This window comes from Shewanella sp. NKUCC05_KAH, from assembly GCF_019345585.1.
Lineage (GTDB): Bacteria > Pseudomonadota > Gammaproteobacteria > Enterobacterales > Shewanellaceae > Shewanella > Shewanella oncorhynchi.
Genome location: NZ_JAHKQZ010000003.1, coordinates 230,859 through 245,573, shown reverse-complemented (window position 1 = coordinate 245,573; position 14,715 = coordinate 230,859). Strand labels below are relative to the sequence as shown.

The following is a 14,715-nucleotide window of genomic DNA, read 5'->3' as shown; positions in this document are numbered from 1 at the left end:
GAGATTTAGGCTGCAAGGTCGGTAACTCATCACAGTCCGCCCTTGCCCTCTATTTCGAGTTTTTAACCACGCCTCACCACATATATCAATGTAAGGCGTGCTGAGGAGTGATCCACAATCACAATGGATCATCCTAAGCGCTGCTTACTGCTTAAAACTGCTCTTCTTCGGTGGAACCTGTCAGTGCAGTCACTGAAGAATGGCCACCTTGAATAACCGTAGTCACTTGGTCGAAATAACCTGTGCCCACTTCCTGTTGATGCGCCACAAAGGTGTAACCTTTCTTCGCTGCAGCAAACTCAACTTCTTGAACTTTCTCGACATAATGCTTCATACCTTCGCCGCGCGCATAGTCGTAAGCGAGGTCGAACATGTTGTACCACATGTTGTGGATGCCGGCTAAAGTGATGAACTGGTACTTGTAGCCCATGTCTGACAATGCTTGTTGGAAGCGCGCGATAGTGGCGTCGTCCAGATTTTTCTTCCAGTTGAACGAAGGCGAACAGTTGTAAGCAAGCAGCTGATCTGGGTACTGAGCATGAATCGCTTCAGCAAAAACACGCGCTTCTTCAAGATCCGGTTTAGCGGTTTCACACCAAATCAAATCTGCATAAGGGGCATAAGCAAGACCACGAGAGATCGCTTGGTCAAGACCCGCTTTCACACGGTAGAAACCTTCATTGGTGCGCTCGCCAGTCACGAAATCACGATCGTATGGGTCGCAATCTGAAGTTAACAAATCGGCCGCGTTAGCATCGGTACGGGCGATAACTAGTGTATCGACACCGCTCACGTCCGCCGCTAAACGTGCAGCAACCAGCTTTTGTACCGCTTCTTGGGTTGGCACTAATACTTTGCCGCCCATGTGACCACATTTCTTCACTGAAGCTAACTGATCTTCAAAATGAACACCGGCAGCGCCCGCGTCGATCATCGACTTCATCAGTTCGAAGGCATTTAATACACCGCCAAAGCCCGCTTCTGCGTCAGCAATAATTGGCAGAAAGTAATCAACAAACTTTTCATCTTCTGGATTAACGCCATTGCCCCACTGAATTTGGTCGGCGCGACGGAATGAGTTATTGATGCGTGACACCACAGCTGGCACTGAGTTGGCTGGGTATAAAGATTGATCTGGGTACATAGTGCCGGCTAAGTTAGCATCGGCTGCCACTTGCCAACCTGAAAGGTAAATCGCTTCAATACCCGCTTTCGCCTGTTGTACCGCTTGACCACCCGTTAACGCACCCAGTGAATTCACATAGCCTTTTTTAGCGCCACCGTTAACCAATTCCCATAACTTAGCTGCACCGCGCTTAGCGATAGTATTCTCTGGCACGATTGAACCGCGAAGTGCAACCACTTCTTCTGCGGTATAAGGACGACGCACGTGTTTCCAACGTGGGTTTTCAGCCCAATCTCGCTTGATTGCATCAATCTGTTCTTGACGTGAAGTCTGAGTCGTTGCCTTAGTCATAGTGTCGCTCCTTTATCTTTGATGTTGTAGCTATCATGAAACTGCCCCCCAGTTTCACTCTGCTAAATTGTTTGGTTGACGGTAGCCCCGCCACAGCTAAATCTGGTTTACCTAAAACGGTTCAAGCAAATGAGTTCATTCTAAGCTGTCAGCATTTCGTAACCGGGTAAGGTTAAGAAATCGACCAGCTCGTCGGAGGTGGTAATGTCTTCAAGCAACACCGCTGCTTGGGTGAATTTGCCATGGGTGAATCTGTCGCTACCCACTTCTTTTTTCACGTTCGACAGCTCTTCAACCAACATGTCTTTAAAGAGTTGTTTGGTAACGAGTTTGCCGTTGGACAGCGACTTACCGTGTTGGATCCATTGCCAAATTGAGGCCCTAGAGATCTCAGCCGTCGCCGCATCTTCCATTAAGCCGTAAATGGGCACACAACCGTTACCGCTGATCCACGCCTCTAAATACTGCAGGGCGATACGAATGTTCAGACGCATCCCTTGTTCAGTGCGCTCACCATCGCAGGTTTTAAGTAACTCACTAGCCAGAATTGGCGCGTCTACATCACGGGTAATATGTAATTGATTACAGTGATCTTGGCCTATGTATTCGTTGAAAATCCCCATAGCGGTGTCGGCAAGGCCAGGGTGCGCTACCCAAGTGCCATCGTGGCCGTTACGCGCCTCAAGCTCTTTATCTCGACGAACTCGCTGCAATACCGCTTCGTTCTGAGCAGGATCTTTAGCAGGAATAAAGGCTGCCATGCCGCCCATCGCTAAGGCACCGCGTTTGTGGCAGGTCTTAATCAAGAGTCTTGAATAAGCGCTTAAGAAAGGCGTATCCATAGTGACGGCTTGGCGATCCGGTAAGACTCGGTCGCTATGACGTTTTAATGTTTTAATATAGCTGAAGATGTAATCCCAACGACCACAGTTCAGTGCGACGATATTGGAACGTAGTTCATAGAGAATTTCGTCCATTTCGAACACGGCCGGTAACGTCTCGATCAGGCAAGTACATTTAATCGTGCCCGCTTGCAGACAAAATCTTTCCTCAACAAAAGCAAACACTTTTGCCCACCAGCGCGCTTCTATATGACTTTCTAACTTAGGAATATAAAAGTATGGACCACTGCCCTTGGCCAAAAGTTGGCGATAGTTGTGGTAGAAATACAGTGCGAAATCAAACAGTGAGCCAGGAATCGCTTTGCCATTAAACTGTACGTGTTTTTCTTTAAGGTGCAGACCACGAACGCGGCAGATAAGCACTGCCGGATTTGGTCCTAATTTATAGTGCTTACCCGTGTCCGGTGCTGTGTACTCAATATCACCACGCACGGCATCACGTAGATTGATTTGACCTTCGACGACTTTTTCCCAGCTTGGTGCTAAAGAATCTTCGAAATCGGCCATAAACACTTTGGCATTGGCGTTGAGTGCGTTAATCACCATCTTACGTTCAACGGGACCTGTGATTTCTACGCGGCGATCGAGTAAGTCATCGGGAATACCACGAATCTGCCATGCACCATCACGGATAGCGCGGGTTTCCGGCAGAAAGTCAGGTAATGTTCCTTTATCAATACGTGCTTGTTTATCTTTACGTTTAGCGAGTAAGGCGGGTACTTCGTCGGCAAACTCACGACAAAGGGATTCGAGTAAGGCGACAGCCCCTTCGGTAAATATGACTTCTTGGCCTGGAATGTCACGACCCACAATATTAAGCGTGGCGTTTGCTGTAGCTTTACCCAGTGTCGAATTCAATTGCTGTTCACTCAAAGTGTGTTCCGTCATCTTGATGCCCTCCCAAGAGGCTCCACTATCACAGGCTTAACGCTGACATATAAAGCAGTAGCATCCCCAATCACCACTGCTTATAAACTCACCAAAAAACCATCAAATGTTTGTTTCGAACTAAAACTTACCGACAAACGTTTGTATTTGCAACAGTCCAAGATTGACAAAAACTGCATTAACCTAAGTAAAAACCATGCTAAAATTGGTCTGACCAAGCAATAAAATAAACAACAAATAACTGATAAATATGAAATTAAACATTTTAATCACATATGACAATTGCAATTAAATGAAACTTGTCAGACAACTTTACCAATCAATACGCAAAGTAATTAATTACGTAATTAAATAACCAATAGTAAATTTATTATTACATCATTTTTACTCTATTAGACCTAAGTAGAAAATGCTCAATGTTTTGAACTAACCTAGAGGTAAGTCAGATAAATTCATATAAATCATAATGATAAAGACTGTTGCTATTGCCACAAATTAAAACGACCGTTTCATTCTGACGTTTACGTAAACGAAACAAGTGTCGTGTGCGATTCAAACTAAGTGCCAGGTTGCGTTTCCCGATCAACAAGGTGGGATGTGATGGTTAACTCAAAAAATAAATCACTTTTTTATAAAAAAAATGAAACAAATTTGACATTACAGCGGGATGGAACTTAGACGCGACTTTTTATGAAGCTTTTCTCCTGCGAGAACCCATATCTTACTTCCTCAAATACATGCCTTTTCGTAACACTTATTCGCAGCACTGCACATTTCAACCACGACATCTGAAACATATGTTGCCAACTTAAATGCAAATCATTACTATTCGCGACCTATTTATTTGGGGGAACCATTAATGAAATCATTTCGTTTGTCACTAACTGCACTCGCCTGCCTTTCCGTTTTATCGCAAACTGCATCCGCCGAAGCTAACTCGGTATCAGCAAATACTGAAGCCAACGTTGAGCGCATCACGGTTTATGGCAGACAAAACTCAGTGGTGAAAAATTCAGGGCTAGCGACTAAATCCGACATGTCTCTCATGGAAACACCCGCTGCAGTTGTAATTGTTGACCAAGAACTGATCGAAACCCAAGGTACTGATAATCTGCAAGACTTGATCCGTAACATCAGTGGTGTGACTCAAGCGGGTAATAACTATGGCATCGGTGACAACATAGTCATCCGTGGTTTAGGCGCAAATTACACCTATGACGGTATGTATGGCGGTGCTGGCCTTGGTAACACTTTTAACCCCACGCGCTCTTTAACCAACGTTGAATCCGTAGAAGTATTAAAAGGCCCAGCGACTGGACTCTATGGCATGGGGAGTGCTGGCGGCGTCATCAATTTAATTGAGAAAAAACCGCAATTCGAGTCAAAAAACAAATTTACCGCCGAAGTTGGGCAATGGGATACCTACTCTCTTGCTCTGGATAGCACGGGCGCCCTGAATGATGATGTCGCCTACCGTTTAGTGGCCAAATCCGGCCGCAGTGATGGCTATCGCGATATAGGCACAGACAGAGACGAAATCTATGGCGCCTTAAAATGGGTATTAAGTGATAGCCAAGATGTAATGCTTTCAGGTGCTTACATCAAAGATGCTATTGCCGTTGACTCTATTGGCCACCCGATTCGAATTTACAATGCCGATTCAGTCGGCGGTAAGAGCGCGGGAGAGGTCACTTGGCAGGATTTGATCAACGATCCAAGTGGTAAGGGTCTACAACTGACCGATGCACAGCGTCAGCAGCTAGCGGTCTCGTTATCGGGCGCTGACGGCTTAAGGCCCTATTCGTTTGGTGATGCAGGGCTGATTTCACCCATGGCGAAGGACAATGAAGGCGAAGAGTTAAGATTTAAACTAACCCATAATATTTACTTCAACGATAATCTGTTTCTTAATCAGCAATTACAGTATCGCGACTACACTTCAGGCTTCGCCCGCCAAACAGGTGCTTATAACTACGTCTACTGGAAACAAGGCAAAAACCCGATCAACGCTGATCCCCGCGCGCCATTAGTTGAAAACGGCGAACTTTATCCTTTTGCTGCAAGACGTCAGGAATACCGTAAAGTGGATGCCGACGAGACTTCGTGGCAGTACTTTGCCGATTTACGTTATGACTTCCAAATTGGCAATATAGACAATGAATTATTGGTCAATGCCAACTATGAAGACCGTAATATTCGCTTCCAGCAATATTCTATCTACGATGCGGATCAAATCTTTAAAAACAAAGATGGCAAAATCATTTACCAAGGATCTCTGCCTTATATATACGACATCCGCAATCCTAATTGGGGCACAGGTAAATTCGAGGACTATGACCCACTCAAAACCGCTAACTATGACAAAAAAGTCAGCGCTTGGGGCGTAGGCTTACAACATGTCAGTTATCTGCCATACGGCTTTACCACACGTATTGGTGTTGCCTTTAATGAAATTAAACAAGCCTATGAGCACTTTGGTGTTGATCCACGCTATAGCACTAGCCAATCCCAAGCGACACCAGAAGCTGATACCACAGATAACGGTATGACCTATAACCTAGGGTTAACCTACATGCCGATTGAGGATTTATCATTTTTCATCAACCATTCTAAAGGGCGAACCGCTTACAGTGTACTTGATGCAGTAAAAGATAATGCTACCGACCGAGATGATTCAGAATCAATTAGCAATGATCTAGGTATGCGCTTTAAAGCATTTGAGGATCAATTGCTTGGCTCACTGGTATTCTTTAAAAGCTCGCGTACTAATGTCGCCTATAACAACCCTGATTATACCAATGGCATATTAACCCCTAATATTCCCGTGTATTTTTACGATGGCAGCGAAGATACTCAGGGGGTCGAACTCGATCTCAATGCCCACCTGAATGATCAATGGCGCGTTAACCTTAATGGCATGTACCAAGATGCAAGGGATAAGCAAAACCCGAATGACGTCGCAAATTACGACAGCCGTCAAAAAGGTGTGCCTTATGTCACCGCCAGTGCTTGGGTTACCTATGGCGCGGATTGGTTTAGATTATCAAGCCCAATCGAGCTGAGCCTTGGTGCAAAATTTGTCGATGATCGCAGTACGCACTCAAGCTCATTTGGTATTCCAGACGGTTACGTGCCTAGCTATACCGTCGTTGACTCGGCAGTGAGCTACAACGCGGATTCTTGGAAAATCCAGCTGAACATCAATAACCTTTTCAATAAAGACTATTACAGTAAAGCCATGTTCCTCGGTGGTATGCCGGGTGAAGAACGCAACGTCAAACTGCAATACAGCTATAGCTTTTAACACCTAAACATCAGCGTTATATTTGATGTTTTAAACCAATAAAAAAGAGAGCATTTATGCTCTCTTTTTATATCCAAATCAGAGTGACAACATTAGCTCACATTCTCCCTATCGCCACGCATGAGGGATTCCAACTCTGCCTTACCCTTATTCGATAAATTGATTAACGTCGCTAAATCATTCTGATGAGCCGCACTCGCAATCACCAGTTTCTTATCATGTTCAGCAAAGATTTTTACCCGCTCGTTGGCTTGTACCTGCGATAAACCTAGGCCTTGGAGAATCTTCTCACTGGCCGATAGCGCCGAACCAAAGGTCTCACGAAACACATCCGTCACCCCAAGGCTCATCAAACGATAAGCATGGTTACGGTCCCTCGCCCGCGCGACTATGTTGATATGGGGAAAATGCGTTTTCACTTGCTGAGCAATTTCAATGGAATCCTCAACACTGTCCACGGCAAGCAATAGTAATCTAGACCGAGCAATCCCCGCTGACATCAACATGTCTAAGCGTCTGGCATCACCAAAATAGACCTCACCGCCATATTTGCGAATCACATCCACATGGCTCGCATCCTTATCCAATGCGACAAAAGGGATACCTGATGAGGCCAAAATACGCCCCGTGATCTGGCCTACTCGACCAAATCCAGCAATCACCACTTCAGATTCGGTGACATTAATCGTATCTGGCAGACGAGTATCCACCACTTTGGCTTTAGTCGCACGAAACAGGGTAAACAATATCGGCGTCACCGCCATAGACAAACCAATAGCAAGCACAAGGACTTGCGCAATTTTATCGCCGACAATGCCAGATAACTGCGCCTGGGATAACAGCACAAAGGCAAATTCACCGCCTTCTGCAAGGATCAACCCCAATGCAATACTCGGTCGCCATTTGTGGTGCCGAATGCGCCCCAGCACCATAAGCACAAAGGTTTTAATCAGCAACATAGCCATTAAAATGCCCAGAATAAGCAACGGATCAGATATCAATAATTTCAAATCCATACTCATACCGACAGCCATGAAAAACAGCCCAAGCAATAAGCCTTTAAAAGGTTCTATATCAGTTTCGAGCTGGTGCCGATAACTTGAGTTAGCGAGCATAATACCCGCCAAAAATGCCCCCATACCCGCGGAAAGTCCCAACCACTCCATTAACTCAGCGCTACCCATGACCAACAATAATGCAAAAGCGGTGAGCACTTCACGCACCCCACTGCTTGCCACTAGTTTAAGGAATTTAGGCAGTAAATATTTCCCCACTAACACAAAACCAACGAGCGCAAGACACGTCCAGTACCAAGGCACCGCATGATGTTCAATCTGAGCAGAATTGGGCGCCAAATATGCTGTCAGCAGCAACATAGGGATAACCGCAAGATCTTGCATTAACAAGACCCCAAAAGCATCACGTCCAAGTGGGGTTGTGAGCAACCTATGCTCACTCATTAACTGCACGGCAAAGGCTGTCGATGATAAAGATAGCGCGGCACCAACCACTAAAGCCGCCTCAATAGACAAGCCAAAGCCCCAAGCCAAACCTCCAATCGCAGCCCATGACAACAACAGCTGACCACTACCTAAACCAAAGATAGCACTGCGAAGTTCCCATAATTTACTTGGATTCAATTCGAGTCCAAGTACAAACAGCATAAGTACCACACCTAACTCGGCAAAATGCAACACGGCTGCAGGATCAGAAACCAACGCCATACCACCTGGGCCTAAAATAATCCCTGCGGCCAAATAGGAAAGAATAGGGCCCGCGCCAAAACGTTTACCCAAGGGAACAAAAATAACCGCCGCCAATAAAAATAGCAGCACCGACGTGAGTAAACTCGACTGTTCCATGAAGGCTCCAACGGAAAAAGGAATGCGCATTGTTCTATGTAAGGACCCAGCAATAGCTAGGCAATTATCAGCTATGATATCCCATTTATTTATTAACAAGGTCAAGGCAATTCATTAAAAATAAGAAATTTTTGATACGGAAAACACTTAAGCGTGGGGGAAATCAACTGGAGCAACAAAGCAGAGTAAAAGAGCGCTTAGAGACACCTTAGACTGTTATTGCATTTTAGTGAGTGGCTGCAAAATAAAAAACGAGCAATAAACTAAGGAAGGATAAAACCAGTAAGGGCTTGCCAACTCTGGATGAGACTAAATGCTCACTCGACTTGCATTACACAGAGGGCGATGCGATATGACGCCGTAAATCAGTTGCCTGCTTGTCACATTTTAATATGTCAGAATAGCGTACTACGGTGTTGCGGCCATTGGCCTTAGCGGCATAGAGCGCCATGTCGGCTCGGTGAAATAATGGATCCAAACTCAGATCATCAGCCATTAAACCGCTCACGCCAAAACTTGCCGTTATGACGAACTTATGCCCTGAATGTTGGGTATCAATGGCCTCGATACGAGCTCGGCACTGCTCCGCCACTTCCATGCCTTTCTCTTCATCGGCATAAGGTAATAAAATCGCAAACTCCTCACCGCCGATACGAGCAAAAACATCACCATTTCGGATATGGGATTTAAGGGAGTCAACCACCTTTTTAAGCGCCCAATCGCCAGTTCCATGACCAAAAGAATCGTTGATGCGTTTGAAGAAATCTAAATCGAATAAAATGACACAGAACCCCCCGCTACGCGCCGTGGCTTGCACAAAAAGGTTTTCTCCCAACTCTTGCCCTGCACCACGATTCAATATGCCTGTTAAGGCATCCATTCTCGCCATACGCATAAACTTACGTTTCTGCATCTGACCTACGGCTAACAAAATCCCAAGGAAGAACAGCCCACCCACTAGAATAGTGATAAACATCAGCATATTGGTGTATTCCCGCTCTTTTACCATTTGCTGAGCGATGTAAAGTTCACGCTCTTTATTGAGTAAATTGATTTCACGCGACTGTTCATCAGCATTAAACTTAGCCGCCTGATAAGCGAGGGTTTTCATTCTAGATTGGTCAAAAATCAATTGATTATAATATTGTTCTTTTCTTGTGTATTCATAGGCTTGCTCAAATTGTTTATCCGCCGCCATCAGTTCGGCAAATACCTTATATGCAATATGCTTATGTTCGATGTAACTATTATCATCGGGGAATGAAAGCACTTTAACGGCGTGACTTTTCGCTTGAACCTGCTCACCCATGGCAAAGTAATTCTCGGCAAGTAGTGCATGTACATGGCTAATTTCTAACTGAAATTGAAAAGCTTCATACCCTTTTAAGGCTAATAGCAGAATCGCTCTCGCGCCTAAAAAGTCGCCCCGCTCCTGCAAAACCATAGCTTTGCCTTTCATCGACATAGTCGCCAGAAGGGGGAATTGCTTCGCATCACAGTATTGACGGCTATCTTCGAAGGCATCGAAGGCGTCGGGATTTTTCACGCCGAGTAAATAAATAGCGCGCAACAATTTGGCATGGCAAATATCGCGGACATCGGTTTCCTTTGCGAGTTGTAGCACCTTATTGGCATAAAGGCCCATATCGCTATAAGCATCCATTTCGGAATAAATATTGGCAATTCTTAAATATGAGTGCCGTTTAATCGTGACATCATCAATATTCACCACTAGGGCTAATGCTTGAGCGACTGCAGCCAAGGCTTTGTCATAGTCACGTATCCCTATATATACAGTGGCTTTGTAACTATAAACTGACGCTAATAAATCAGTATTTGTCACTAAGGTTTCGGCTTGGTGAAGATCATCTAACGCTTTAGTATATTCACCGATGAAAAAATAACCTATCGCTCTATCTATCCTCAGTCGTCCTTGTTGTATTGTAGTTAAACGACTGAATTCTTTCTCATATTCGGCAAGCTTTTTCTGCGCAGCACTAAGATCAGATTGCAGTAATACATCAAGCTCATTAAGTGCCTGATCAAAATCGAGAGAGTTAGCCATCAAAGCTGTCGAACACAAGGCGAAAATGGCTAATAGGACACAACGTAACCGTTTCAAGATTAGTTAATTATTACCATGATTGACTAAAATAAATGTTTGATAATTTTGGTCGCCACTCAAAACTTTTAGTTTTGTCATATCCCCAGTCATTACAGCGCTAATTTCTTCATCAGTTAACCCATGGGCGCGCATTACGGCCTCAGGGTCCTGTTGATACGCTTCCATCAGTTGTGCATCTTGGCCTAACTGGGTAAAAAAATCGGATAATGCAGACATACCTTTCCTTATTTATATGGTGACTCCCGAATTCAGCTCAGAAGTACAGCATTCACAATTAGCCTAAATCTTCAGGTCTAATGCCTAATTTAGTTAAAATAGCATAGTTGTATTCGAGTTTTTTTGCTGGAGGGATCAGTAAGGTACTGATCGGAGACAAGTTTGCCTCGGGCAGCTTACTCAACGGCAAATACTCAATTCTAGGGGCTTGAACTGGCAGATTAGCGGCTTCGTAGATCAATACTTGATGATCTCGCGGATACCATTGATTCAGTTGTTCAACCAAAATCTGCAGCCTGTCACTCGTAGTATGGAACTGAGTTAAGGTATGTTCGCCAGCAATCGCAATTTGCCATAACAATAAATGGGTTGTCGGATCGGGCACATGATTAAAAAACATAAACTGGCTAGCTTCAAAACTTTGATGCCCAGAGCTGCCGGGGTCAATACCCAGATCAGCCCATAAACACGCCTCGGCAGAAATCCCCGGCTCCATCTTCGCTGAAAACCCTTCTGCCCTAGCCCGCGTAATCGCCATATGGGAAACACAGGCAAAGACTCCAGGATGACCATAGAGCGCACAAACGGTTTTTTTGCCAGCCTTCACGGCCTCCAATATAGAATTAACCATTTGTTCATAGGTTTCTCGGCGATTTTTAACTTCACCATTTTGTGCATAAAACGGCTGTAAATTGATGACATTGGGATTAATGTTCTGGATCCAACGCTGCGAAAAACCATCGGGCAAGAGTGAAAACACGATATCAGCGTGTTCAATATAACTACGACTCATCACACTGATCTGTCCGGCCAGTTGTAAACCCGTACCTACGCAAACTAAAGAACCCAATGCATCTATCCCACTATTTTATTTCGAACACTGCAAACTTACGGCAAAAAAGCCACAGTACAAGAACACAATAAAAACATATCGGTAACTTTAATCTGATTTTAATGAGATTACTATGTTTATCGCCACACATACTGCCTATCGACTTGCTAACTAATTGCTTGGCTTTAAAGAAGAAATCGCTCACATTTACTCTTTTCCCAATCCAGCCAACAGTAAACCTGTACGGCTCTGAAGCAGAAAATCATACTCATAGTCCCATATGAATTCAGCGAATAAATATCCTTAAAGATTGAGAACTAAAGCCAACATACTGGGTCGAAAAGTCACACAATTCGATCTATGACGGTTGCAAAGCCCGATTGCCCTTGTCATGAGGGGGAATGCTTGGGTATTATGGCCGCCAGATTTTCAGAAGTAGCGCATACAATGATCAATAAAAAGCAAAGTCTTACCCTACTGGGCGCTGTGGCGCTCTCTGTTTCACTCAGTGCCTGTAGCGTGTTCGATTGGTTGATTTATAAGCCCGATATTCCACAGGGCAACTACATGGAACCGCAACAAGTTGAAAAGTTGCGCATTGACATGACCAAAGAACAAGCCGAATACATTCTCGGCCGTCCGGTATTACGAGATAGTTTTGCTGACGATACTTGGTACTACGTGTATCACTACAAGAGTGGGCGTGATGCCAGCATTACGCATAAAGAACTCATACTGCACTTTACGGGCGATAAACTTACCTCAGTGAAAGGCGATTATGAACTGAGCAAAGAATTTAGTACGCCGCTAGAGCAAAGCAGCTTACCAACAGGTAATAAAACTGAGCTAGTACCACAAATTCCAGCACAGCGCGCCGATGAAAAGCCATTAGTTAAAGAAAATCAAGCTGAAGCGCAAGTTCAAAAACCAATTAAGTAATATCCTAAACTTTGCTTATGCTCTTCTCAGTCAATCAAATATAAAAAAGCGCCCAAGGGCGCTTTTTTATTGAGCTATGATGCCAATATTTAAGCTCGTCCACCCGTCACTTTATTCGCGCGGCCTTCATCTTTAGCTTTATCTGCTCGGCGACGACGCACATCCTTAGGATCAGCAATCAAAGGACGATAAATCTCAACCCTTTGCCCCGGTAAAATCACTTGGTCATGCTTAACCACATTACTAAACACACCGAGCTTAACCGTCTCTAAATCGATCTCAGGAAAAAAACTCACTATGTTACTTAAACGCACCACCTCAATCGCTGACGTGCCAGGATTCACATTCACCGAAATCACTTTTTGCTGTGTAGGCAAGGCATAAACCACATCAACTACAAACTTATCTGTCTCATTTGTCACTGTAAATCACCTTAGCGCGACTCGTAAATGCCGTCACCATTGATACCATAAGATCATTAAACACTTTACCAAAGGCCATATCGGCTAACGAACTTGAAAACTCAAAACTCAGCTCGAATTCTACCTTGCAGGCCTCTTCAGTCAGCTCAGTAAAACGCCACTGCCCCAATAAATGCTTAAAGGGCCCATTTTCCAATGTTAAATCAATACTCTTACCAGGAACCACTTGGTTGCGAGTCGTAAATGTCTTACGGATCCCCGCTTTACTCACATCAACAGATGCCAACATAGTCTTGCCATCAAATTCTAAGACTTTGCCACCCACACAACCGGGTAAAAATTCCTTATACGACTCGACATCATTCACTAAGTCATACATTTGCATCGCACTAAAACGGACTAACACACTTCGAGAAATTTGCGGCATAGGACTTAGTACTCTTCACTAACGTATTCACAGCGACCTAAGCAAACTCAAACGCACGAAAATAACGCACGTGCAATAAACAACTTAGGCAAGCAATCAAAATTTGCACGGATTTTATCACGATACGTAAAAAACGCACCCCTTGTGCACTTAAGCTGATACTCAACCCCTTAATGGCGTTCAAAAAACAAGCAACAACACGATAGAGGCTTGAAATTAACTAAATAAAACCTTATATCAATACCAAATTGAATCACCGTGCGTATAATGGCGCCACTATGGTAAAGAAAAATTCAAGCAAAGCCGCGCCTGCGACTATCGCACGTAATAAGCGCGCAACCTTCGAATACCGTTTCGAAGAGAAAATGGAAGCCGGCCTATCCCTTATGGGATGGGAAGTGAAATCTATCCGTATGGGTAAGGTCAACTTGTCCGACTGTTACGTATTCCTGAAAAATGGCGAAGCCTTTATGCATGGCTGCACCATTATTCCCTTGAATACGGCATCGACACACGTTGTCTGCGATCCCCTACGTTTGAAAAAACTGCTACTCAGCCGTAAAGAGCTAGATAAACTAGCGGGCTTAGTTGAGCGCCAAGGCTACTCTATTATTCCTATCTCAATGTACTGGCGTAAAGGTGCATGGGTGAAAGTGGAAATTGGCCTAGGTAAAGGTAAGAAAGATCACGATAAGCGCGAAGATACTAAAGCGCGTGAATGGGAAGTTGAAAAAGCCCGCGTGATGAAAAAAGAAAAAACGCACGGATAATGAACAAACGATTGAACTTGAAGCAAATGATGCTAGGTGATCATAGTGCTACGGGTTACAATCAAATTCTTGGGGGCGATTCTGGATTCGACAGGATTCACGAAACCCTGGGAGCATGCCGAGGGGCGGTTGGCCTCGTAAAAAGCCGCACAGTTATAGTTGCAAACGACGATAACTACGCTCTAGCAGCTTAGGCTAGCTAGCCATCTGACACAGGTCTCTCAAATGGGCGGTGTATACAGATGGTCATCTTACATTTGATAGCGAGGGAACTCCGTCCGGGGGTGAACCGCGAAATAGTACCGGACTCGCCCGATGAAATCCTGTCTTTCGGAGTTTATTCGGGTTAATTAAAAGAGAGACTAAGCATGTAGTGCCTTGGATGTAGGTGTTCTGGACGCGGGTTCAAGTCCCGCCGCCTCCACCAATTTTACCAGAAGGGCTTAACCGCAAGGTTAAGCCCTTTTTGTTTGCCTTGAATAACGCTAACGTGTAGCGCGTTGTCGAAGAGTCAGGTAAATTGCTTTTAATCAACTCAAATGAAACATTAG

The 14,715-nt window shown here is 44.6% G+C and carries 11 protein-coding genes and 1 other RNA gene; 4 read left to right on the top strand and 8 right to left on the bottom strand.

Features of this window, described 5'->3' with window-relative positions:
- Window positions 1-151: 151 nt before the first annotated feature.
- Window positions 152-1,477 (bottom strand): isocitrate lyase, encoded by a 1,326-nt coding sequence (gene aceA / locus KO533_RS04760; protein ID WP_028760720.1) that lies wholly within the window; start codon window positions 1,475-1,477, stop codon window positions 152-154.
- A gap of 140 nt (window positions 1,478-1,617) precedes the next feature.
- A complete protein-coding gene (gene aceB / locus KO533_RS04755; RefSeq protein ID WP_219253067.1) occupies window positions 1,618-3,267 on the bottom strand; it encodes a malate synthase A in 1,650 nt (549 codons plus the stop codon).
- 859 nt (window positions 3,268-4,126) lie between these two features.
- On the opposite strand from aceB, the gene KO533_RS04750 reads away from it, so the two are divergent.
- On the top strand, window positions 4,127-6,571 hold the full coding sequence (locus tag KO533_RS04750) for a TonB-dependent receptor (RefSeq protein ID WP_219253065.1): 2,445 nt from the start codon (window positions 4,127-4,129) through the stop codon (window positions 6,569-6,571).
- Window positions 6,572-6,663: 92 nt separating this feature from the next.
- Here KO533_RS04750 and KO533_RS04745 read toward each other — a convergent pair whose 3' ends face one another.
- The 4 genes from KO533_RS04745 to KO533_RS04730 all read right to left on the bottom strand — a co-directional run bounded on the left by KO533_RS04745 (window position 6,664) and on the right by KO533_RS04730 (window position 11,624).
- Entirely contained in the window at window positions 6,664-8,433 is a 1,770-nt protein-coding gene (locus KO533_RS04745; RefSeq protein ID WP_028760723.1) for a monovalent cation:proton antiporter-2 (CPA2) family protein, read from the bottom strand.
- Window positions 8,434-8,764: 331 nt separating this feature from the next.
- Window positions 8,765-10,498 carry a GGDEF domain-containing protein gene (locus KO533_RS04740; RefSeq protein WP_219234078.1) on the bottom strand — a complete coding sequence of 578 codons (1,734 nt, stop codon included), beginning with the start codon at window positions 10,496-10,498 and terminating at the stop codon, window positions 8,765-8,767.
- A 63-nt stretch (window positions 10,499-10,561) separates the two neighbouring features.
- Window positions 10,562-10,774 carry a hypothetical protein gene (locus KO533_RS04735; RefSeq protein WP_219234077.1) on the bottom strand — a complete coding sequence of 71 codons (213 nt, stop codon included), beginning with the start codon at window positions 10,772-10,774 and terminating at the stop codon, window positions 10,562-10,564.
- A gap of 58 nt (window positions 10,775-10,832) precedes the next feature.
- On the bottom strand, window positions 10,833-11,624 hold the full coding sequence (locus KO533_RS04730; RefSeq protein WP_219234076.1) for an SAM-dependent methyltransferase: 792 nt from the start codon (window positions 11,622-11,624) through the stop codon (window positions 10,833-10,835).
- A gap of 429 nt (window positions 11,625-12,053) precedes the next feature.
- Here KO533_RS04730 and bamE point away from each other — a divergent pair, with 429 nt between their 5' ends.
- On the top strand, window positions 12,054-12,545 hold the full coding sequence (gene bamE / locus KO533_RS04725) for an outer membrane protein assembly factor BamE (RefSeq protein ID WP_028760727.1): 492 nt from the start codon (window positions 12,054-12,056) through the stop codon (window positions 12,543-12,545).
- 89 nt (window positions 12,546-12,634) lie between these two features.
- On the opposite strand, the gene KO533_RS04720 is transcribed toward bamE, so the two are convergent.
- Both KO533_RS04720 and KO533_RS04715 read right to left on the bottom strand, forming a co-directional pair.
- Window positions 12,635-12,967 (bottom strand): RnfH family protein, encoded by a 333-nt coding sequence (locus KO533_RS04720; protein ID WP_106651167.1) that lies wholly within the window; start codon window positions 12,965-12,967, stop codon window positions 12,635-12,637.
- The gene (locus KO533_RS04715) at window positions 12,957-13,394 is read right to left on the bottom strand and encodes a type II toxin-antitoxin system RatA family toxin (protein ID WP_028760728.1); all 438 of its coding nucleotides are present in this window, start codon (window positions 13,392-13,394) and stop codon (window positions 12,957-12,959) included. The genes KO533_RS04720 and KO533_RS04715 overlap by 11 nt, the downstream gene beginning before the upstream one ends.
- 278 nt (window positions 13,395-13,672) lie before the next feature.
- Here KO533_RS04715 and smpB point away from each other — a divergent pair, with 278 nt between their 5' ends.
- Complete coding sequence (smpB, locus tag KO533_RS04710; protein WP_006080832.1) at window positions 13,673-14,164, top strand: SsrA-binding protein SmpB; 492 nt, start codon at window positions 13,673-13,675, stop codon at window positions 14,162-14,164.
- Between the two features lie 71 nt (window positions 14,165-14,235).
- Window positions 14,236-14,591, top strand: a transfer-messenger RNA (tmRNA) gene (gene ssrA, locus KO533_RS04705).
- Window positions 14,592-14,715: the final 124 nt, after the last annotated feature.

Bases quoted from the DNA above. Each gene is read 5' to 3' on its own strand.
- KO533_RS04745 (WP_028760723.1), bottom strand. From the start codon at position 8,433: ATGGAACAGTCGAGTTTACTCACGTCGGTGCTGCTATTTTTATTGGCG.
- KO533_RS04735 (WP_219234077.1), bottom strand. From the start codon at position 10,774: ATGTCTGCATTATCCGATTTTTTTACCCAGTTAGGCCAAGATGCACAA.
- smpB (WP_006080832.1), top strand. From the start codon at position 13,673: ATGGTAAAGAAAAATTCAAGCAAAGCCGCGCCTGCGACTATCGCACGT.
- KO533_RS04715 (WP_028760728.1), bottom strand. From the start codon at position 13,394: ATGCCGCAAATTTCTCGAAGTGTGTTAGTCCGTTTTAGTGCGATGCAA.
- KO533_RS04750 (WP_219253065.1), top strand. From the start codon at position 4,127: ATGAAATCATTTCGTTTGTCACTAACTGCACTCGCCTGCCTTTCCGTT.
- aceA (WP_028760720.1), bottom strand. From the start codon at position 1,477: ATGACTAAGGCAACGACTCAGACTTCACGTCAAGAACAGATTGATGCA.
- bamE (WP_028760727.1), top strand. From the start codon at position 12,054: ATGATCAATAAAAAGCAAAGTCTTACCCTACTGGGCGCTGTGGCGCTC.
- aceB (WP_219253067.1), bottom strand. From the start codon at position 3,267: ATGACGGAACACACTTTGAGTGAACAGCAATTGAATTCGACACTGGGT.
- KO533_RS04740 (WP_219234078.1), bottom strand. From the start codon at position 10,498: ATGGCTAACTCTCTCGATTTTGATCAGGCACTTAATGAGCTTGATGTA.